Source organism: Pseudomonas sp. microsymbiont 2 (assembly GCF_054788395.1).
This window is the reverse complement of record NZ_CM139112.1, coordinates 5,428,688-5,449,213: the sequence shown is the minus strand read 5'-3', so window position 1 is coordinate 5,449,213 and position 20,526 is coordinate 5,428,688. Positions and strand designations below refer to the sequence as shown.

13 protein-coding genes are annotated in these 20,526 nt (G+C 63.3%); 6 read left to right on the top strand and 7 right to left on the bottom strand.

The genetic code is table 11. The features are described 5' to 3' along the window. Positions 1–64: 64 nt before the first annotated feature. Together ACYUME_RS24440 and ACYUME_RS24435 are read left to right on the top strand one after the other, a co-directional pair. Positions 65–4,909: a dermonecrotic toxin domain-containing protein gene (locus ACYUME_RS24440; RefSeq protein WP_460417304.1), complete on the top strand. Its 4,845-nt coding sequence runs from the start codon at positions 65–67 to the stop codon at positions 4,907–4,909. Between the two features lie 250 nt (positions 4,910–5,159). Further along, the gene (locus ACYUME_RS24435; protein WP_460417303.1) at positions 5,160–9,821 is read left to right on the top strand and encodes a dermonecrotic toxin domain-containing protein; all 4,662 of its coding nucleotides are present in this window, start codon (positions 5,160–5,162) and stop codon (positions 9,819–9,821) included. 46 nt (positions 9,822–9,867) lie between these two features. Here the strand turns inward: ACYUME_RS24435 and ACYUME_RS24430 are convergent, their stop codons facing one another. The 4 genes from ACYUME_RS24430 to gpmI all read right to left on the bottom strand — a co-directional run bounded on the left by ACYUME_RS24430 (position 9,868) and on the right by gpmI (position 15,069). Continuing rightward, positions 9,868–10,632: a divergent polysaccharide deacetylase family protein gene (locus ACYUME_RS24430; protein ID WP_460417302.1), complete on the bottom strand. Its 765-nt coding sequence runs from the start codon at positions 10,630–10,632 to the stop codon at positions 9,868–9,870. 8 nt (positions 10,633–10,640) lie between these two features. Beyond that, complete coding sequence (locus ACYUME_RS24425) at positions 10,641–11,960, bottom strand: S41 family peptidase (RefSeq protein ID WP_279880253.1); 1,320 nt, start codon at positions 11,958–11,960, stop codon at positions 10,641–10,643. A gap of 88 nt (positions 11,961–12,048) precedes the next feature. Continuing rightward, positions 12,049–13,347, bottom strand: coding sequence for a murein hydrolase activator EnvC family protein (locus ACYUME_RS24420; RefSeq protein ID WP_460417300.1), 1,299 nt, complete (start codon positions 13,345–13,347; stop codon positions 12,049–12,051). Positions 13,348–13,533: 186 nt separating this feature from the next. Further along, the gene (gene gpmI, locus ACYUME_RS24415) at positions 13,534–15,069 is read right to left on the bottom strand and encodes a 2,3-bisphosphoglycerate-independent phosphoglycerate mutase (RefSeq protein ID WP_460417299.1); all 1,536 of its coding nucleotides are present in this window, start codon (positions 15,067–15,069) and stop codon (positions 13,534–13,536) included. A 206-nt stretch (positions 15,070–15,275) separates the two neighbouring features. On the opposite strand from gpmI, the gene ACYUME_RS24410 reads away from it, so the two are divergent. Genes ACYUME_RS24410 through secB form a run of 3 tightly spaced genes read left to right on the top strand, consistent with a single transcriptional unit; the run spans position 15,276 to position 16,467 of the window. Then, a complete protein-coding gene (locus ACYUME_RS24410) occupies positions 15,276–15,689 on the top strand; it encodes a rhodanese-like domain-containing protein (protein ID WP_279880247.1) in 414 nt (137 codons plus the stop codon). 1 nt (position 15,690) lies between these two features. Further along, a complete protein-coding gene (grxC, locus tag ACYUME_RS24405; RefSeq protein ID WP_258703394.1) occupies positions 15,691–15,945 on the top strand; it encodes a glutaredoxin 3 in 255 nt (84 codons plus the stop codon). Positions 15,946–15,984: 39 nt separating this feature from the next. Next, positions 15,985–16,467 (top strand): protein-export chaperone SecB, encoded by a 483-nt coding sequence (secB, locus tag ACYUME_RS24400; RefSeq protein ID WP_279880240.1) that lies wholly within the window; start codon positions 15,985–15,987, stop codon positions 16,465–16,467. A gap of 170 nt (positions 16,468–16,637) precedes the next feature. Here secB and trmL read toward each other — a convergent pair whose 3' ends face one another. After that, positions 16,638–17,099: a tRNA (uridine(34)/cytosine(34)/5-carboxymethylaminomethyluridine(34)-2'-O)-methyltransferase TrmL gene (trmL, locus tag ACYUME_RS24395; protein WP_279880238.1), complete on the bottom strand. Its 462-nt coding sequence runs from the start codon at positions 17,097–17,099 to the stop codon at positions 16,638–16,640. On the opposite strand from trmL, the gene ACYUME_RS24390 reads away from it, so the two are divergent. Next, on the top strand, positions 17,098–17,535 hold the full coding sequence (locus ACYUME_RS24390) for a hypothetical protein (RefSeq protein ID WP_279880235.1): 438 nt from the start codon (positions 17,098–17,100) through the stop codon (positions 17,533–17,535). The genes trmL and ACYUME_RS24390 overlap by 2 nt on opposite strands. 450 nt (positions 17,536–17,985) lie before the next feature. Here ACYUME_RS24390 and ntrC read toward each other — a convergent pair whose 3' ends face one another. Together ntrC and glnL are read right to left on the bottom strand one after the other, a co-directional pair. Then, positions 17,986–19,422, bottom strand: a complete 1,437-nt coding sequence (ntrC, locus tag ACYUME_RS24385) for a nitrogen regulation protein NR(I) (RefSeq protein ID WP_460417296.1) — start codon at positions 19,420–19,422, stop codon at positions 17,986–17,988. Beyond that, on the bottom strand, positions 19,419–20,504 hold the full coding sequence (glnL, locus tag ACYUME_RS24380; protein ID WP_279880228.1) for a nitrogen regulation protein NR(II): 1,086 nt from the start codon (positions 20,502–20,504) through the stop codon (positions 19,419–19,421). Before glnL ends, ntrC begins: the two co-directional genes overlap by 4 nt. Between the last annotated feature and the right edge of the window lie 22 nt (positions 20,505–20,526).

Genomic DNA, 20,526 nt, shown 5'->3' with positions numbered 1-20,526 from the left:
TAGCGCCTGGCTGTGCTGGCCGCGGCTTAGCGTGGTCCTCCGAATCCTCGACCGGAGTACTCTCATGGCTACAATCACTGTACCTTCACTCACCCTCAAGGACGCTGTCGCACGACAGTTCGCCCATCGACCCACGCTGCGCCAGGTACTGGGCAGGGAGTGTTTCAAGATCCTTGTCCGGCACTATCCGCTGGTCATCAGCAGCTACCCGCACCTCGACAGCCTGGCAGGGTTTACCCTGATGCGTGCGCGGGATGCGACCGGATGGGTCCGCTACACCCCCTTGCTCGATTACTTGCTCGAGGTGTTTCTGGTGGGGGGCCAGGTTGCACTGACTGACGATGATCACCTAAGCCTCAATCCACCACACCGTTTTCGTGCTGCCGAGGTGATCACCCGGGACATGTCTCCATCGGCGGTCAATCTTCACCTGAGCCAGTTGAATGATGACCTCGACCAACTGCTGTCAGGCCTGGTCGATCGGTTCCAGCAGGCCCAGGTCAGTTTCTGGAACGGCAGCGAGGCAGACGTGGGCGTCGTGCGTGTCGACTGGATGATGCAGATGCTCAAGGCAGCCCTGGCACGCAATGTCGAGCACCAAGGCTTGAGCGAGCCGATCAAGACGTTGCTGTATGGGGTGTTGATGGGGAACAGCGGCACGGTGCAGGTGCATGCTGTCGAGTGCTGCATGACGGTCGATGGCAGCGAGTACCGGGAGCTGTTGCCGAACCTGCTGATCAGCGGCGAGGCCGAAGAGGGCAGTCTGCTGGTGTGGTGCGAGCCTTCCGCAAGCGTGCAAGTCTTCGACGATATCCTGGGGTTCGCCGAGGCTTTGAGGAACTCGCTCGCCGCCCGCTACCGGTTCGACACGCTGTCATGGTCGCGCAGCCTGCTGCAGGGAGACCCCTTTTCCGGGCAGGCGAGGCTGTTGCTGCAGTGCACGCTGGAGCGCGTCGAGCGGCTGAAGCTGTGGCAGGCCGACACGATTCACGCGCTAGAGGCCTGCTTCGAAATATGGAGTGATCCATCGCGCGATCTTCCCGAAACCGTGGGGCCGAGTCTTGACCTGCCCACGGTCGAGCTACCCGCCTGGCTAAGCCAGGCCAGCAGTGCCGATCGCTTCGAATACCAGATGGCGTTGCAAGAGCAGGGCGCCCGCCAAGCGCTCTCCAAGGGCGTCACCTCGCTGGACGGTATAGAGACTTTGCATGCCTACACCGTGCGCCGCTTGAGCGAGCGGATGCAGGCCGACCATCCCCAGCGGACGCCTTACGACCCTGACCAGTTGCTGATCACCCTGGCGGTTCCCGATCCGGCGGTGGACGTCGAGTTGCCAGCAGCCCTGAAGCCTGCAAGGCGCCTCAGTCTGACGGAACTGGCGTATACCCAGCCGTCGGTCGAAGCGCTGGAAGTGGTGACGGGCGTAACCCGGGCCGATGGCCAAGCCGTCAATGGTTGGATGAACCCAGCCTACGTGAACCAATTGGTGGCAGGCGCGGACATCGGCGGTACCTACCCGGCCTATGCCGGACGCCTGCTCGATGACAGTGCCGGCCAGGCTGATCGAATCGCTCGGTTTGCCACCGAATGGCGCAGCGCATTGTTGTTCCAGGCACTGCGGGCGAAGATCGAAGGGCACCTGGATGAGGAATGCTGGCAGGTCGTAGCGGCTTTCTGTCGCAGTACCCGGGATTTCGCCGAGTACTTGAGCATCGCGCCATTGGCCTTCAAGTGCGCACCGGGCGCCAAGTCAGCGGACAAGGTCTTGGGCATGTTCGTGATTCGCTTCAACCTGCTGGACAAATGGATACTGTACCGCCCCATGTACGAAACCCAGGCGATCCTGCCCTTTGCCGGCCTGGATGCCTTGATGGTGAAGCTGCGCGAGACGGGTGAACTGCAGCAGAATGTCTTGGACTGGCTGCCTGACGATGTGCGTTCGGTCTATGACAACGGTGGTTTCAGCCGACCGCACCTGCATGATGCGCTGAAGTCGATCATGCACTTGCTGACCTTGGAAACCGATAACGTGGCAACCTATCTGGAGAGCCTGCGTGAGCCGGCGAAGGCCACGCCGAAATTCTGGTTGGCCGATCTCGATGCGCGGATGTACCAGGCCCGGGGTCAAATGCTGCTGATGTTGGCTTCGCGGCAGACCGTGTCGAACGCACAGCGCCGTTGGGCAATCGCCAACCAGATGGGGTGGCTGTTGTTCAACCTGGTCACGCCCATGCTGCCAGGTCCCCTGGCCGCCGTGACGTGGCTGGCGGCGCTGGTGCATAGCCTGCCGGATGATTTTCGTGCGTTGGCCAGCGGCGACGATGCGCAGAAGTCGCTCGCGCTGGTCGACGTGCTCAACAACCTGGCCATGCTGCTGGTTCACGGGCAGGGGGCCAAGGATGGCCAGGCAACGCTTGCCGTCAACGACAACTCCGTCACCCTGCAAGGTCCGCCCCGGCGTATGGTGCCTTGGGAGGCTCCAGCCTCCGTGTTTGGGGAGCAGGCCGGTTTGTCCGGTGAAGACGTTGACGTCCAGGCATCGCGGCCAGTGCGCGTCGTAGAGGCGCCTGCCCCCGAGCAGGCGATGGAGGACCGCGCGGCCTTGCAGGCCTGCGATTGGAACGAGCAGCGCTTCAACGTTCTGACACCGTCATTGCGGGCACAGCTGGCGACGTACGAGGCGTCGATCTCCTTGAGTGGTCGATTGGTCGAGCGGCAATGGCCGATGCGCGGACTGGTGAAGGTGGATGGGCACCTGTACCTGGCGCTCGACGGACGGCCCTACGAAGTGCGCGTGGATTGGGGCAGCGCGCGAATCGTGACGTCCGATGGCCGGGAAGGCCCCTGGTTGCGTCCAGGCGGTGAAGGTTGGGAGCTCGACCTGGGGCTCAGAGGGGGCTCGGGCCGGGGGCGCGCAGCGGGAGCTGCCAGCTCTACGCGCAGAAATCAGGCCAAAGGGCAAGAGATCCTGAAGAAGATCAGTGCTTGCAACACTACGATCCGGGGGATGAACGACAACATCTCCAAGATGCAGGAGACGCTGAACAAAGACAATGCCGACCTCAAGCTCCAGAGGGCCGCAGTGCATGCGCCTGGCAGCACCGCATACAAGAGAATGGCGGTGCTGGAAGCGAGTGTCAAAAGTCAGCTTGTGACGATTCGCGAGACCGCCCAGAAGCGGGAGGGCATTCGATATTCCATGATGGTTCACAACGACGATCTTCTGGCACTGCTCGATAAAGCCAAGAAGGGAAAAGTCCCCTTCCTCAACCATGACGAACGGTATGGTGTTTCTCTCAGGCTGCTGGTGGGGGAAGGTTTCACGTTGCTGAGCGTTCTGACCAAAGCCAACAGGTCTCCGGAGTTGAGTGAAGCGCGAGAGCGAGCATTTGCCGCGAACAGTGACTTGGCGGTCGAATGGCCCATCTACCAACGCGCTTTGCGTGAAGCTGTCGAAAACGAAGAGCTCATGATCCGTGCGTTGGCGCTCATCGACAAACGGGTCGTCGAGCTGCCGCCGGAGGCGCAGGTCAGCTATCTGGAGAACTCATTCAGCCGGGAGCAACTGATCGAGCAACGCCAGCAAACCTATGTCGACTATCGCTTCCATGCTGCATTGGGCTACGCCAACCTGGCGCTCGATGTCACCAGGGTCACCGATGTCCATAGGCTTGCACGTGTCTCGAGACAGCTGGCGGGTCTCTCCTTGCGTGTCGTCAGTGCCGCGCATCGCAATGTGCTGATGAGCGATGTGAGCATCGATGATCGCCTGGAGATCCTGCAGACTGCCTGGCGTCGATATGGCAACGCAATCGTGAAGGCCGATGTACTCCTGCACAGAGACACCGAGACCTACGACCCGGAAATGATCAGGCGCTACAAGGCGCGCATGAACGAGCTCAAGGACGCCATGGCGGCGGACTTGCTCCGGGCGCAGGCGCAAGCCGAGGGCGAGCCGGTAGCGGTCGAGATTTCGCCCTATCCAGTGAAAACCGGCTACCGCGCCGTGCGGACCCGAGCACAGATACTGGTCATCGCCAGCGAGGTCGTTCAAGAGGACGGTACGACGGTCTTGCAGGTGATCGAGCCGTTGAGCAACAGGGTGCTGTTGCAGTTCGAAGCCAATGAACACGGGGATTGGGTCCAGACCGGAGGAGCTGCCGATCTCGCGCTTGGCGATGAATCCGGGTCCGAATCGGGGTCGGTTTCCAGAACGGAGGCCGTCTCCAGACCGGTGTCCGAGAGTGAGGCTGAATCGGAGTCGGACACTGAATCCAGCTCGAGCTCGGACACAGCCTCTGCTACGGCTGGCGGCGGCAAAGGCGCGCAGTTGATCGACATCGCCAGGCATCTGGAAACCCAGGCGCTGGCCGATAGCGCGAGGGTGGAGGCGATTGCGCGGGGTTACCTCGATGGCGATGCGGGGTCCGAGGCGCTGATCGAGCTGGTCAACGGGCATCTGCAACAACTCGAGGACGCCAGGGCGGCCCTGCAGCGTGCGGGGGAGCAGACAGAACGTATCGAGGCGCGTATCGCGCAATGGCAAACCAACAAAGAGAACTGGCTGACCCAGTTGTACAAGGGCACCGCCTATCCAGACCTCGAGGCCCTGCGATTCCTGTTCGAGCATGGCCGGTTGAGAATCACCTACAGGTCGCGCTCGGTCATCGCCAATGGCTCGGCCATGGACGAGTACATGATCCACTGGTTGAACACTCCCCACGGTTCGGGGAAAGGCACCGAGCTTTGGGTCGCGCATTTCCATTTCGATCATCAAGGGGATGTCGCCACCGCGTTTACGCGCGGCCATCTCAAGATCGCGAGCCAGCGCATGAAGAAAGGCCCTGGCGTCAACTACGGTCGGATTACCTACGAGCAGGTCAAGGACATCATTCCATTCAACCGGTGACGCCCTGCGACGGTAACTGGCCATGCAGCGGCGGGATTGGTCCGTCATGAGCATCGCCATGCGGATGTAGCCGCCTCAACCAATGCCCCGGTTTTTCAACCGGGGCATCTTTCTTCACTGATCGAGCGCCGGTGCAGGCCGGTTGTCCAGGCTCATGCGAGCAAAGATCGATGGTAGTGCATGAGTAGCGCGTGGCGATGGCCGCAGCGGCTTAGCGTAGGCCCGTAATCACCAAGCGGAGAATCTACCCATGGCTACCCCTGCGACACCCCCGGTTACCATCAGAGAAGCCGTCGTGCTTCAGTTTGCCCAGCGCCCCTCGCTGCGTTACGTCCTGAGCAAGGCAATCCATGAGCTCCTGCTCAAGCATGATCCTGACAAGGTCACGGCCACGATCGACCATCACTCTGAAGAGCCCTACACGCTGGTTCGTCCCGGCCTGGACGGCAAGCTGCGACCTGAAAGGTTGTTGTCGTTGTTGCTGGGTGTGTTCGTGCAAGGCCAGAGGGTCGCCTTTGGTGTGCGCGATACGCTACGCCTGAAGGCTTTTGGGTTTTCCTACCTGGAAGATTTCTTCGAGCAGGTGACCGGCGTCGACAGTGACGACGACTCGATCGAACTGCCCCTCGCCCCTCTCAACGACGCTTTCAACGAGCTGCTGGAGTCTCTGGTCGCCAAGTTCCAGCAAGCGCAGGCGAACTTCTGGGATCAGGACAACGGTGCTACCGCGAGCATTGCACACATCAGCCGGCATGGCTGGATGCGCGAAGTGCTGAGATCGATCCAGTTGAACCACGTGGTGCGCTCCGGCTGGGGCGATGAGGAGAAGGACTGTCTCTATGCGTTGATGCTGGGACTCAAGAGTAGTGCCTCGGTTTCGGCTATCGAACTGACTTTCACGGTTGATGGTGCTTCGTTCAAACAGTTGCTGCCAGACCTGCTGATCGAAGCCGAGCGCGAGACGAGCACGCTCATCGTGCGTTGCGAGCCCGGTGGGCGTATCCAGCGCTTCGAATCACTGGCGGACTTCACCGACAACCTGCGCGACGAGCTGGCGCAGCGCTTGGATTTCGATGAGCTGACCTGGCAGCGGCGTACGTTCACTGCCGATCCTTTCCTGCAGCAGTCGGGCTTATTGCTGGACAGCCTGCTGGCGGATGTCGAGCGCTTGCGTATGGTGGATATCACCAGTGCCGAACAGTTGGAGCAGACCTTGGCGCGACTGGTCGATCCTTCTCGGTATTTCTACGCTGACGACCTCTTCGCGCTGCAGAGTAACGCGCCTGACCTGCCGGGGTGGCTGATTGCGGCGTCGGAGCCGGACCGTTTCGAATACCAGGTCGCCATGCTGGACCTGGCCGCTGCCCAGGGGCTTTCCCGAGGAAAGACCTCGCTCGACGGGGTGGAGGACCTGCACGCTTTCGCGGTGCGGCGCCTGAAGGAGCAGATGGCTCTGGATCATCCGGATGAGCCAGGCCCGGCGCCAGATGAGGTATTGGTCCATGTCTCGGTACCGGACCCTATCGTCGACGTGGAGCTGCCGGTGAAACTCAAGCCCGTGGGCAGCAAGACCTTGGCCGAGTTTTCCATTGCTCGTCTGGACGGCCAGGAGGACGCGCTGATTTCCTCGATCAGCCATCGCGATGGAAAACCGCTGGCCGCCTGGATGACGCCTGTTCAGGTGGTCGAGCTGGTCGAGAGGGTCGATATCGGTGGCACCTATCCGGCATACGTCGCTACTCTGCTCGACGATTCGGTCCAGCAGGCCGCTCGGATCGAACGGTTCGGTCGCGAGTGGCGCTGCGCATTGCTGTTCGATGCCTTGCGCGCCAAGGTCGAGGGTAAGCTGGACGCCGCGTGCTGGCGAGCATTGGCCGAGTTCTGCCGCAGCGAAAGGGATCTGAAGGGCAACATCGATATCGCGCCCCTGGCGTTCAAGGCCGATGCGGACAGTCAGCGGCGGGATGCCGCCATGTACATGTACGTCATTCGCCTGCGCGAGCCCGCGGCGGTATTGCTGTATCGTCCGCTTTACCAACAACAGTCTTTGCTCAGCTACGCCGACGAGGCCGCCTTGATGGACGTGATCAGCGCGGCGGGCGAGCTTCAGGACAGTGTTCTGCAATGGCTGCCTGAAACGGTTTTCAACGTTTATGCACGAGGTGGTTTCCTGGAGCCGCACCTGCGGCGAGTCATCTTCGATACCTCGATCTGGCCGGAACCGGTCAAGCCTGTGAGGCTGGCCCTGAGTCCGTTCCTGGCGGACATCGATACATGGATGTATGACGACAAGCGCCGAGCGTTGATCCTGCTGGCAGGACGTGGCGCCATTTCCAACACCCAGCAGAGGTGGGCCACGATCAAGCGCTTTGGGTGGTTGCTGTTCGATCTCGTCGCTCCCGTGCTGCCGGGGGCGCTGGGCAAGGTGGCCTGGGTCGCCGGCTTGCTGGCGCCCTTGCTGGAAACGGAAAAAGGTACAAGGCCCGAAGGTGCCGACACGATTCTCGCTGTCGACCTGGCGGCCAACCTGGCCATGGCGCTGCTGCATGAACGCCTTCCTGAAACCAGGCCAAAAACCTACGGACCTGAGTCGGAGCCGTCCAGGCTGGCCGGACCGGCGCTACGTGAACCGTTCCGTGTGGCGCAGGTAGCGCAGCAGGTCAGGCATGAACCGGAGGATCTGGCATTGCAGGATTGGACCGGGCATGTCTCGCTGGGGCACGGCTGGGGTGTTGGTCCCTATGCGCAGCGTGAGATTCTCAAGCCTTTCAAGGCTGTCGTCGATCTGGCGGGCGTGGTGCCCCACAACGATGTTTACCAGCATGACGGGCGCTCCTATGTCGCTGTGCTGGGTGACAAATACCAGGTGGTGCTCGAGGGGGAGGGGCGGCGCATCGTTGGCCCGGTCGGTGAGCCTGGCCCTTGGCTGTTTCACGACGGTGGCTGGCGGATACGAATCGATGGTTTTGCCTTGGGTGGTGCGCCGAAGCGGACAGGGGGCTCGCGGGTCACTCAGGCACAGGTCGAGAGCCAGGCGAGAACACTCAGGGCGCTGATCAACAACTACGACACGTTCAAGGCTGATGCGTTCGAGTTGAGCGAAATCGAAACGGGCTGTCGAGTCGACTGGGATAAAGCTCAAACCTTCAAGAGCAATATCGAGCAAAGCAGCAGCGGGCTCGAAAAAGACAAGCGCGATCTATTGCTGTCTCTGAGCGAGAAGAAACTAAGCGATACGAAAGCCGCGTTCGAAAAAGCGCGCAGCGATTATGTCGTTCATATGGAGAAAATGGTCGAAAACGATCTCCAGGTCATCTCCGGTGCAGAGAAACTGATCGACATGCAGCGGCGTCCCGGCATCGCCAAAGTACTCGACCGTATCACTCTTGAGGCGCAGATCATCTTCTCTCGCGAGACCATCGTGAGAAGCATTTGGGGGGCTACGCCGCGCCTGAGTGACATGATCGACTACCCCGGTCTCAGCAAATTGGGGAGTATGTTGCATGGCCGAATCGTCACCGAGGTCCCCGAGCTTTACCAGACGTTCCGCCAGCGCATAAGCGAAACGACGCTGTTGCAAGAGCGCCAGATCAAGCTTAGCAGCCAGCTCGACCAGCAATTGCCTTACCTCGATCCGCAGGGAGAGCTGGTCAGGGATTCCGAAGACCGTGTTGTGCTGCGGGTCGGTGAGCTGATGAAGCAGCGTACCCTGACGACCGTGGACATCCAGTTCCAGCAAGCGGTGCACTATTGCGAACTGACGATCCACTATGAGATGGCGGATCCGACACACAAGCTCGCGCGCTATCGCCAGACATTGATGAGCGTGCATTTGCGCGCCGCGGCCTATGCCCATGGCGAGGCGCAGTTCGGCAGTCTGACGGCCTCCGATCAGGTCGAGGCCCTGCAAAGCGCCTGGGACGAATACACCTCGGCGATCATCGGTGCGATGGACATCAGGCGTGAAGGTAGTGCGTTGTTGAACATGAGCAGGCTCGATCAATATATCGAGGTGATCGAGCTGCTCAAGAAGGATGCGGGCGATCGCCTGGTCGAGGCGATCAGTGCCTCGGATGGCGAGTCAGTCCCGGCTGTTGGCGCATACGATCCGAGTGGGCGCGTTCGTGCGGTGGCGCACAGAGCCGATGGCCAGATCGTGGTGGGCGAGCGGATCGAGGTGAAGGGTAAGCCCGTACTGGAAGTCCGCGACCCAGGGAGCAATCAGGTGATCGCCCACTTCGAGCGCAAGGAGCAGGAGTGGGTCGAGGTGGTGGATCCCCCTGCGCCTACGCCGACGGTGAGCGAGAGCGAGTTGCTTGCCCAGGCCTCGGAGGTACTTGCCAGAGACCAATTGTTTCGAACGCCTGTCGACCAGAAGCTCAAGCCCGGTCTGCTGGTACGGGCGATAGATGAGCAAATTAGCGAGCTGCAGCATCTGGCTGATGCGTTTGGCGACAATTCGGGAACCGTCGCATTGCAGGTCAAGGAACAGCTTGCCCAATGGCCGGCCAGGCGGGAGTCCTTGTTGACGGAGCTGTACAAGACAACGCGCTTCCCTGATTTTGCAGGCATGCGCTTTCTCCAGGAGCACAACCTCATTCAAGTGCAGTACCAGCGCAATCGCAAGGTGCTCAGCGATGGAGGGGCTCTGGACGAGTACGCTGTTCGGCTGCGTCAGGGCAAGGACGGCAAGCCTGGGAAGTATCTCTGGGCGGTGCACTACCACTATGCCGGGCAGGCCGATCCGGCCAACCAATTCTTCCAGGCTCACATCAAGACCTGGGAACAGCGCTTGTACGGTAGCAAGGATGCCAAGCGCTTGGCTGCCCAAGGCGATCGGATTCACCGTGAGTTGCTGACGGTCGAGCAAGGGAAAACGATCATCGCCTGGGCGGAAAGCACGAAGGCCTAGCGTGCTGGGGGGCGCAATCGTCGACATCGGCTCATCGAGGTGATGTTCAGCGATTGCTGTAGCGCCCCTGGTGGCCGTGGCCTGGCATGGCCTGGTTGCCGCGTTCGGCGATCATCTGGCGCAGGCCGATCAGTTCGATGCCCTGGCTCTTGAGCCGGGGCATTTGTTTTTCCAGCACCTCGAGTGTCTGCGGGTAGGGGTGGCCGATCAGCACCGCCGAGCCTTGCTTGCGCGCCAAGGCGACGCCCTGTTGCAGCTGTGCGCTGATCGCTTGCACGGTGCGCTCGTCGTCAAGGAACACATCGCGCGAGACATGGGCCAGATCGACGGCCTGCGCCTCGGCGGCGGCTACCGTGGCGGCGCTGGTGCGGCTGTCGACGAAGAACAGGTGGCGGCGCTGCAGTTCCTCCATCAACCAATGCATCGGCTCGCGCTGGGCGGTCATGCGGCTGCCCATGTGGTTGTTGAGGCCGGCGGCGTAGGGCACCTTGGCCAACGCCGCGTTCAGGCGTCGGGCCAGCTCTTCGATCGGTGTGCCGGGGTGCCAGGCGTAGGGGCCGGTGGCCGGATCCATGGGCATGTGCAGGATCACCGTCTTGCCCGCCTTGTGCGCTTGGCGGGCGAAGTCGGTGGCATGCGGGGTGTCGGGCATGATGGCCATCGTCACCGGCCCGGGCAGGGCGAGGGTGCGGCTGTCGCGCTCGGCGCTCTGGCCCAGGTCGTCGATGATGATGCTCATGTAGGCCTTGCCCGGCGCCGCCTGGGCGGTACCGAGCATGAGGCAGAACAGCGTGAACAGCAGATAACGCATGGGAGCGGTCAGTCACCCTTGGTGATGTTCAGGCCCTTGAGCAGGCTGAGGGCCTGGCTGAGCTGGAAGTCGTTGTCCTGCGGGCGATCCTTGCGCTTGCTGCTGCCGCTCGGGCGGTCGGCACCACCGTTGCCATTGCCCAGGTGACCCTGCAGGTCGGCTTCCTTGAAGTTGTCGTTATCGGCCTCGGCGGTAAGCTTGGCCGGACGTACCTCGATGTCCGGGACGATGCCCTGTGCCTGGATCGAGCGGCCGTTGGGGGTGAAGTACAGCGCGGTGGTGAGCTTCAGCGCACGGTCGTTGGCCAGCGGCAGCACGGTCTGCACCGAGCCCTTGCCGAAGCTGTCGGTGCCCATCAGCACGGCGCGTTTCTGGTCCTGCAGGGCGCCGGCGACGATTTCCGAGGCCGAGGCGCTGCCGCCGTTGATCAGCACCACCAGCGGCACGCCTTCGCTGGCGTCGGCCGGGTCGGCGGAGTAGCGCAGTTCGGAGTTGGCGATGCGGCCCTTGGTGTAGACGATCAGGCCCTTGGTGAGGAAGTGGTCGGCCACTTCCACCGCCGACTGCAGCACGCCGCCGGGGTTGTTGCGCAGGTCGAGGACCACGCCGCGCAGCTTCTTGCCGTTGTCCTTGCGCAGCTTGGCCAGGGCCTTGCCCACCTCTTCGCCGGTCTTGACCTGGAACTGGGTGATACGGATATAGCCGTAGTCGTTCTCCAGCAGCTGGCTCTTGACGCTCTTGACCTGGATCACCGCGCGGGCCAGCGTCACGTCGAACGGCGTGCCGCCGTCGCGCACCAGGGTCAGGGTGATTTTCTCGCCGATCTTGCCGCGCATCTTGTCCACGGCCTCGGTCATGGTCTGGCCACGGGTCGGCGCGCCATTGATCTTGACGATCAGATCGCCCGCCTCGATGCCGGCGCGCGAGGCCGGGGTATCGTCGATGGGCGAGACCACCTTGACGAAGCCGTCTTCCATGCCCACTTCGATGCCCAGGCCGCCGAACTCGCCGCTGGTGCTTTCCTGCAGCTCCTGGAAGTCCTCGGGGCCAAGGTAGGCCGAATGCGGGTCGAGGTTGCTGAGCATGCCCTTGATGGCGTTCTCCAGCAGGGTCTTGTCATCCACCGGCTCGACATAGGCGGCCTTGATGCGGTCCATGACCTCGGCGAAGGTACGCAGCTCCTCCAGCGGCAGCGGCGCCTTGGCGGTCACCTCGGTGACTGGCTTGGCGGCGACGGGCTTGGCCGGCTCGGCGGCTTGGGCCAAGGGCGCGCCAATGACCAGGGCGATGGTCAGGGCCAGCTGGGTGAGACGAGGCGAGTGCAGCATGTCGAACGAACTCCTGATCCTGTTGGCGCTCCCGGCGGGAGCATCGGTGCGCCCGTTTCAAGGGCTGCGCCGTAAAAGTAGTCGGTGCCTAGCCGCGGCACCATTGCGCAGGGTCGGTCGGGCGGCCCTGCTGGCGAATCGCGAAGTACAGCCCGGCGCTGTCCTGGCCGCCACTGTCGCCGACGGTGGAGATGGCCTCGCCGGCCTTGACGATGTCGCCGGCGCGCTTGAGCAGGCTCTGGTTGTGGCCGTACAGGCTCAGGTAACCGTTTCCGTGGTCGAGGATGACCAGAAGTCCGGCGCCGCGCAACCAGTCGGCGAACACCACGCGCCCGCCGTGTACGGCGCGCACCTGGGTGCCGGCGTTGGCGCCGATCATCACGCCATCCCACTTGGCCCGAACGTCGCCGCCTCGGGTATCGCCGAAGCGCGCCAGCAATCGACCATTGACCGGCCATGGAAGTTTTCCCCGGGCCGCGGAAAATGCGCCGCCGTAGTTGGCGCCGTCGCTGGAAACCACCGGGCCGAGGGTGGTGCGGGCCTTTTTCGGCGCTTCCTCCGGCTCCGGCGCGCGGGCGGCGGCCAGGGCCTGCTCCTTGCGGCGTTTTTCTTCTTCCTGCTTGGCCAGCAGGGCGCGCTGGCGTGCCTCTTCGGCCTCGCGCGCCTGGCGGGCGAGGGTTTCCTCGATGGTCTTGAGCACCTTGCTCAGGTCGGCCTGGTCCTGTTCACGGCTTTGCAGCTTCTGGTCGCGGGCCTTGAGGTCGCCGTTGAGCTTGGCCAGCACCTGCTGGCGCTTGTCGCGCTCGGCGACCAGGGCCTGACGGCGGCTGTCGAGGTCGGCGCGCTGGGTCAGCAGTTGTTCCTGCTGACGGGCGATGTCCTGCTCGACGTTGGCCAGCTGGCGCAGGGTTTCGTTGAAGGCGCGCAGTTGCTCCATGCGCGCCTTGCTCAGGTAGTCGTAGTAGGCCAGGGTGCGGGCGAACTTCTCTGGGTTCTGCTGGTTGAGCAGCAACTTGAGATATTCCTCGCGGCCATTGTTCTGGTAGGCCGAACGGGCCTGGATGGCAATCAGGCGTTGCTGTTCAACGCGGGCGCTCTGGAGTTTTTTTTTCTCGTGATCAAGGCGCTCCAGCTCGCCCTCGGTCTTTTTTAGTTCTTGCTGCAGTGCCTCCACCTGTTTCTCGAGCTTGCCGATATCGGTCTCGGTGGCCTTGAGGTCTTTCTGCACGCCGGCTTTTTCCTCCTGGAGCTTGCCCAGCATTTTCTTCAGCTCGGCGATGTCCTGGCGGGTGGCGTCCAGCTGCTGCTGGGTCTGTGCGCGCTCGTCGGCAGCGAAGGCCGGGGCGAGCAGGCATGACAGGGCTAGTAGGAAGAGGGCGCGGAGCATGAGGTTGGGCGTACCAAGGATGGAGACTGGCCTAGTATGCCCGCGCGGGGCTGCAAAAAAAACGCCTCGCGGCGTGTGCGGCGAGGCGTTTGTCTGGAATTCAGGCTCGCGAGCCACTGTGGGCTGCGTGGGAGCGGGCTTGCCCCGCGATCGCATTCGCGGGGCAAGCCCGCTCCCACGCAGTGATTACAGGTCGACCAGGATCGAGGTGCCGGTCATCTCGGCTGGCTTTTCCAGGCCCAGCAGCTTGAGCATGGTCGGCGCCACGTCGGCCAGCACGCCGCCTTCGCGAACCTTGACGCTGCGCTTGCCGACATAGATGAACGGCACCGGCTCGGTGGTGTGGGCGGTGTGCGCCTGGCCGGTGCACTCGTCCTCCATCTGCTCGACGTTACCGTGGTCGGCGGTGATCAGCGCTTCGCCGCCGACCTTGTCCAGGGCCTCGACGATCCGCCCGACGCAGCCATCCAGGGCCTCGACGGCCTTGACCGCAGCGTCGAACACGCCGGTGTGGCCGACCATGTCGCCGTTGGCGTAGTTGACCACGATCACGTCATAGCGCTGCTGCTCGATGGCCTCGACGATGCGGTCGGTGACCTCGGGGGCGCTCATTTCCGGCTGCAGGTCGTAGGTGGCGACCTTCGGCGACGGGATAAGGATGCGCTCTTCGCCCTCGAACGGCTCTTCGCGGCCACCGGAGAAGAAGAAGGTGACGTGGGCGTACTTCTCGGTCTCGGCGATGCGCAGCTGGGTCTTGCCGTTCTTCGCCAGGTACTCGCCCAGCACGTTGTTCAGGCTGGCCGGGGCGAACGCCGCGGGAGCCGGGATCTTCGCCGAGTACTGGGTCAGGCCGATGTAAGCCGCCAGTTTTGGCAGGCGGGCGCGGGGGAATTCGTTGAAGTCCGGTTCGACGAACACGCGCGACAGCTCGCGGGCGCGGTCGGCGCGGAAGTTCATGAAGATCACGGCGTCGCCGTCCTCGACCTTGACCGCTTCGCCGATGCGCGTGGCCTTGACGAACTCGTCGCTCTCATCGCGGGCGTAGGCGGCCTCGAGGCCGGCCATGGCGGTCGGCGCGCTGTATTCGGCGGCGCTGTCGACGATCAGGTTGTAGGCGGCGCTGACACGGTCCCAGCGGTTGTCGCGGTCCATGGCGTAGTAGCGGCCGATCAGGCTGGCGATGCGGCCCTTGCCCAGGCGGGCGAAGGTTGCGTCGAGCAGCTCGATGGACGACTGGGCGCTGCGCGGCGGGGTGTCGCGGCCATCGAGGAAGGCATGCAGGTAGATCTTCTCGGCGCCACGCTGCGCGGCCAGTTCGGCCATGGCGATCAGGTGGTCCTGGTGGCTGTGCACGCCGCCGTCGGAGAGCAGGCCGAGGATATGCACCGCCTTGCCGGCGCCGACCGCCTTGTCCACCGCGCCACCGAGTACCGGGTTCTCGAAGAACTCGCCGTCACGGATGGCCTTGGTGACGCGGGTGAAGTCCTGGTACACCACGCGGCCGGCGCCGAGGTTCATGTGACCGACTTCGGAGTTGCCCATCTGCCCGTCGGGCAGCCCCACGTCCATGCCGGAGCCGGAGATCAGGCCATGCGGCTGGGTGGCGCGCAGGCGGTCGTAGACCGGCGTGTTAGCAGCGAAGATGGCGTTGTATTCGGGGCTTTCGCTGTGACCGAAGCCATCCAGGATGATCAGGACCAGGGGTTTAGGCGTGCTCGTCATCAATCAAACTCACGGTTGTTCAAAGATGATAAAGACACGCATTTTAGGGCAAATCCGCCAGCGACGGCGAATATTCCTCCCCGTGCCCGACAAGCGCGGTCGGATATGCAACATGAAGGCTGTTTCCTTGCCGGCCCGGTGGGCTTTGGCGGTCATGGGGGGCTGTGTATACTGGCCGCCATTTTCAATCGCCTGGAACACCCCTGATGGTTGCTAACCTGATCCAATTTGCGACAAACCACTTCATCCTGGTAGCGATCTTCGTTGTACTGCTGGTCCTGCTGCTGGTCAACGAAGTCCGTCGCGGCGGCCAGAGCCTGAGCAATGGCCAGCTGACCGCGCTGGTCAACGCCGAGAAGGCGCTGGTGATCGACATCCGTCCGGCCAAGGAATACTCCGCGGGCCACATCGTCGGCGCGCTGAACATCCCGCAGGACAAGGTGGCCGGCCGCATGACCGAGCTGGAAAAACACAAAGAGAAGACCCTGATCGTCGTCGACGCGATGGGCCAGCAGTCCGGCACCATCTGCCGCGAACTGCTCAAGGCTGGCTACACCGCTGCCAAGCTCAGCGGTGGCGTTTCCAGCTGGAAAGCCGATAACCTGCCCCTGGTGAAGTGATATGAAGCCCGTCATCGTCTACTCCAGCGACTACTGCCCCTACTGCATGCGCGCCAAGTACCTGCTCGAGAGCAAGGGCGTGGCGTTCGAGGAGATCAAGGTCGACGGCAAGCCCCAGGTTCGCGCCGAAATGAGCCAGAAGGCCGGCCGTACCTCGGTGCCGCAGATCTGGATCGGCGGCACGCACGTCGGTGGATGCGATGACCTCTACGCCCTGGAGCGCGCGGGCAAGCTCGACGCGCTGCTGGCGGCCTGATTCGCACTGCATTCAAGAACATTAGGAAAAGGATCTGCAATGACTGACCAACAGAACAACGGCGCTGCCGAAGCCAACGCCCCGCAATTCTCCCTGCAGCGCATCTACGTGCGCGATCTGTCGTTCGAGGCGCCGAAAAGCCCGCAGATCTTCCGCCAGCAGTGGGAGCCGAGTGTCGGGCTGGACCTGAACACCCGCCAGAAGGCCCTGGAAGGTGACTTCCACGAGGTGGTGCTGACCCTGTCGGTGACCGTCAAGAACGGTGACGAAGTCGCCTTCATCGCTGAAGTGCAGCAGGCCGGCATCTTCCTGATCGCGGGCCTCGATGCGGCCTCGATGAGCCACACCCTCGGCGCGTTCTGCCCGAACATCCTGTTCCCCTACGCTCGCGAAACCCTGGACAGCCTGGTGACCCGCGGCTCGTTCCCGGCACTGATGCTGTCGCCGGTCAACTTCGACGCCCTGTACGCGCAAGAGATGCAGCGCATGCAGGAAGCCGGTGAAGTGCCGACCGTGCAGTGATTTTTGCCGGCAATGAAAAAGGCGACCTTCGTGGTCGCCTTTTTCATGTGTCATCTGTGCCGGCCTCTTCGCGGGCAAGCCCGTTCCCACAGGTATTGTGTGGGCCCTGAACGCAGCACAGTCCCTGTGGGAGCGGGCTTGCCCGCGAAGAGGCCGGTGCATTCAACACATCAGCTCCCGGCGAACCCCTGTTGCCGCCATGCCTCGTATACCGTCACCGCCACGGTATTGGACAGGTTCAGGCTGCGGCACCCTGGCCGCATCGGCAGACGCAGGCGTTGCTCCGCCGGCAGGCTGTCCAGCACGTCCGCTGGCAGGCCACGGCTTTCTGGGCCGAACAGGAAGGCGTCGCCAGGCTGGTACTCGACCTCGTGGAACGGATGCGAGCCCTTGGTGGTGAAGGCGAACAGCCGTGGATTGCCCAGGCTCTCCAGGCACGCGGCCAAGCTGGCATGGCGCTTGAGCGTGGCATACTCATGGTAATCCAGCCCCGCCCGGCGCAGGCGCTTGTCATCGAGTTCGAAGCTTATCGGCTCGATCAGATGCAGGTCGCAGCCGCTGTTGGCGCACAGGCGGATGATATTGCCGGTATTCGGCGGAATTTCTGGTTGAAAAAGGATGACGTGAAACATGCACGGCTCCAGGCGTGAAGATGACGAGCATTCTACCCTCGAACCGGACCTGCGTTCGAAAGCCTTCCCGCGAGTGATCCTGTCGCTGGCCATCGTCGGACTGATGGTGGGCATGATGATCGGCCGCCTTACCGCGCCCGAGGAGCGGGTGCTGGAACAGGTGGCGGTGGTGCAGGATGGGCTCGACCTGTGGTTCAACGAAGAGCCACAGCTGCATGGCGAGAATGTCGAAGGCACCGTGGCCGTGGTGTTCGAGGCCCAAGGCAAGGTCCAGCGTGGCCAGCTGATGCTGCAGGGCAAGCCGGTGGGCTGGCGCCTGCAGAAGAGCGATCAGGGGTTGCTGCTGACCGTGGTGGCCGCTCGTCCCCTGCGCGGCGAGTGGACCGGCGCAGAGGACGATGGGCGTTGGCGGGTGCAGGTCAGGCTGCACGAATAAAAGAGGGGATATCCCGGCCTGCCTGTACCAGGGTCCCCGAAAGCGGCGTTACTGCGAAGAAAAGAGGGGTTTACCCGGCCTGCCTGTACCAGGACCCCGAAACTGGAGATGTATTACCTTTTGCAGGGGGCGTGCCAGTTTTACCAAGCTCATGAATACGGGGGCTTTGATGGGGATTTGGCCGGGTTTTGAAGGGGATTTTGCCTTCGCGAGGTGCATCGGGCACAGGAACGGTGCATCGAAGGGCAGAAATGGCTGGGGCCGCTTTGCGGCCCTTTCGCGACACAAGGCCGCTCCCACAGGGAAACGCGATCGCCTGTGGGAGTAACTGTCTTCTTTGTGGAAGCTGGCTCCTTGAAGCTCAGGCTTATCGCGGTCCATGTGGGAGCGGCCTTGTGTCGCGAAAGGGCTGCGCGGCAGACTTCGCGGTCTTGCAGGTGTAGCGTCGGATCAGTGCTCCTCACCCTCTTCGTCATCCCCGCCATCGACCTTCATCCCCAGCTCCTTGATCTTGCGCGTCAGGGTATTGCGCCCCCAGCCCAGCAGCACTGCCGCGTCACGGCGGCGACCGGCGGTGTGCTTGAGCGCGGTCTCGATCATGATGCGTTCGAAACTCGGCACGGCGCTGTCGAGCAGGCTCGACTGGCCACGGGCCAGGGCCTGGTCGGCCCATTGGCGCAGGGCCTGCTCCCAGTTGGTCACCGGCGCGGCATCCTGGGGCAGGTTGAGCAGCTCCGGCGGCAGGTCGCCGATCAGCACCTCGCGGCTGGACGCCATCACGGTGATCCAGCGGCAGGTGTTCTCCAGCTGGCGCACGTTGCCCGGCCAGGGCAGGTTGCGCATGAACTCTTCGGTTTCCGGCTTGAGCAGCTTGGGCTCGACCGCCAGCTCCTGGGCGGCGCGCCCCAGGAAGTGACGGGCCAGGGCCGGGATGTCCTCGCGTCGATCCGCCAGGCGCGGGATGTGGATGCGGATCACATTGAGGCGGTGGAACAGGTCTTCGCGGAACTTGCCGGCCTGCACCAGTGATTCGAGGTTCTGGTGGGTGGCGGCGATGATGCGCACGTCCACCTTGACCGGCACATGGCCACCGACCCGGTAGAACTCGCCGTCGGCCAGCACCCGCAGCAGGCGGGTCTGGGTGTCGGCGGGCATGTCGCCGATCTCGTCGAGGAACAGCGTGCCGCCGTCGGCCTGCTCGAAACGGCCACGGCGCAGGTTGGCGGCGCCGGTGAAGGCGCCTTTTTCATGGCCGAACAGCTCGGACTCCATCAGGTCCTTGGGAATCGCCGCCATGTTCAGGGCGATGAACGGCGCCGCCGCGCGCGGGCTGTGGCGGTGCAGGGCGTGGGCCACCAGCTCCTTGCCGGTGCCGGACTCGCCGTTGATCAGCACGGTGATGTTGGAGTGACTGAGGCGGCCGATGGCGCGGAACACCTCCTGCATCGCCGGGGCTTCGCCGATGATCTCGGGGGTGCGGGCCAGGGCCTGGGGCACGTCCAGCGCCTGCTGCTCCTGGGCATGCTGGTTGGCGCGTTTGACCAACGATACCGCCTCGTCGACGTCGAACGGCTTGGGCAGGTACTCGAAGGCGCCGCCCTGGTACGAGGCCACGGCACTGTCCAGGTCGGAGTGGGCGGTCATGATGATCACCGGCAGGCGCGGGTGCTGTTCGCGGATCTGCGCCAGCAAGTCGAGGCCGCTGGCGCCCGGCATGCGGATGTCCGAGATGATCACGTCCGGTTGCTGGCGGGCAAGGCGGCCCATCACGCCGTCGGCGCTGTCGAAGCTCTGGGTGGTCATGCCTTCTTGTTGCAGGGCTTTTTCCAGGACCCAGCGGATGGAGCGATCATCATCGACGATCCAGACGGTTTCACTTCGGCTCATGGGGCGGTGGCTCCTTGTTCCAGGGGCAGGTAGATCGAGAAGGCGGTATGGCCGGGGTGGCTTTCGCACTCGATCAGGCCCTGGTGCTGGCTGATGATGTTCTGGGTAATGGCCAGGCCCAGCCCGGTGCCGTCCGGGCGGCCGCTGACCATGGGATAGAAGAGGGTGTCCTGCAGTTCCACGGGGATGCCGGGGCCGTTGTCGACGATCTCGACCCGCGCCACCAGGCGGTGGCGCACATGGCCGATGGTGAATTGACGCACGGCGCGGCTGCGCAGGCTGATACGGCCCAGGCGCAGCTCGTTCTGGCTACCGATGGCCTGCATGGCGTTGCGCACGATGTTGAGCACGGCCTGGATCATCTGTTCGCGGTCGATCAGCACGTCCGGCAGACTCGGGTCGTAGTCGCGGACCAGGGTGATGCCGCCCTGACTCTCGGCCTCGACCAGACTGCACACGCGCTCGAGCACTTCGTGGATGTTGGTCATGGCCAGCGAGGGCAACTTGTTCGAGCCGAGCATGCGGTCGACCAGGTTGCGCAGGCGGTCGGCCTCTTCGATGATCACGTTGGTGTAGTCGCGCAGGCCGTCTTCCGGCAGTTCGCGGGCCAGCAGCTGCGCCGCGCCACGAATCCCGCCCAGCGGGTTCTTGATCTCGTGGGCCAGGCCGCGCACCAGCATCTTGGTGGTTTCCTGCTTGCTCAGCTGGGCCTCTTCCTTGGTGATGCGCAGGAGCCGATCACGGGGGTGCACCTCGAGCAGCAGCAGGGTCTGGCCCTGGTGCAGGATCGGCGTCACGGCGTAGTCGACGGTGATGGTCTGGCCGGTCAGCGAGGTCAGCTGCGCTTCGCGCTTGGTGAACGGGTGCGCCTGTTCCACCGCCTGGCGCAGCGAGTTGAGCGCCTCGGTCGACTCGGTGAACAGCTCGCTGATGAACTGCCCATGGCTGCGCTGGCCGCTGACGGCCAGGAGCATCTCCGCGGCCGGGTTCATGTACTCCAGGCGCAGCTCGCCATTGAGCAGCAGCGTGGCGGTGGTCAGGTTGTCCAGGAGCAGACGGTGCTGTGCATCGCTGATGGTCATAAGGCGTCGTTGACCTCTTTTG

Excerpts from the sequence above, each read along its gene's own strand:
- ACYUME_RS24440 (WP_460417304.1), top strand. The coding sequence starts at position 65 with ATGGCTACAATCACTGTACCTTCACTCACCCTCAAGGACGCTGTCGCA.
- ACYUME_RS24435 (WP_460417303.1), top strand. The coding sequence starts at position 5,160 with ATGGCTACCCCTGCGACACCCCCGGTTACCATCAGAGAAGCCGTCGTG.
- ACYUME_RS24430 (WP_460417302.1), bottom strand. The coding sequence starts at position 10,632 with ATGCGTTATCTGCTGTTCACGCTGTTCTGCCTCATGCTCGGTACCGCC.
- ACYUME_RS24425 (WP_279880253.1), bottom strand. The coding sequence starts at position 11,960 with ATGCTGCACTCGCCTCGTCTCACCCAGCTGGCCCTGACCATCGCCCTG.
- ACYUME_RS24420 (WP_460417300.1), bottom strand. The coding sequence starts at position 13,347 with ATGCTCCGCGCCCTCTTCCTACTAGCCCTGTCATGCCTGCTCGCCCCG.
- gpmI (WP_460417299.1), bottom strand. The coding sequence starts at position 15,069 with ATGACGAGCACGCCTAAACCCCTGGTCCTGATCATCCTGGATGGCTTC.
- ACYUME_RS24410 (WP_279880247.1), top strand. The coding sequence starts at position 15,276 with ATGGTTGCTAACCTGATCCAATTTGCGACAAACCACTTCATCCTGGTA.
- grxC (WP_258703394.1), top strand. The coding sequence starts at position 15,691 with ATGAAGCCCGTCATCGTCTACTCCAGCGACTACTGCCCCTACTGCATG.
- secB (WP_279880240.1), top strand. The coding sequence starts at position 15,985 with ATGACTGACCAACAGAACAACGGCGCTGCCGAAGCCAACGCCCCGCAA.
- ACYUME_RS24390 (WP_279880235.1), top strand. The coding sequence starts at position 17,098 with ATGCACGGCTCCAGGCGTGAAGATGACGAGCATTCTACCCTCGAACCG.
- trmL (WP_279880238.1), bottom strand. The coding sequence starts at position 17,099 with ATGTTTCACGTCATCCTTTTTCAACCAGAAATTCCGCCGAATACCGGC.
- ntrC (WP_460417296.1), bottom strand. The coding sequence starts at position 19,422 with ATGAGCCGAAGTGAAACCGTCTGGATCGTCGATGATGATCGCTCCATC.
- glnL (WP_279880228.1), bottom strand. The coding sequence starts at position 20,504 with ATGACCATCAGCGATGCACAGCACCGTCTGCTCCTGGACAACCTGACC.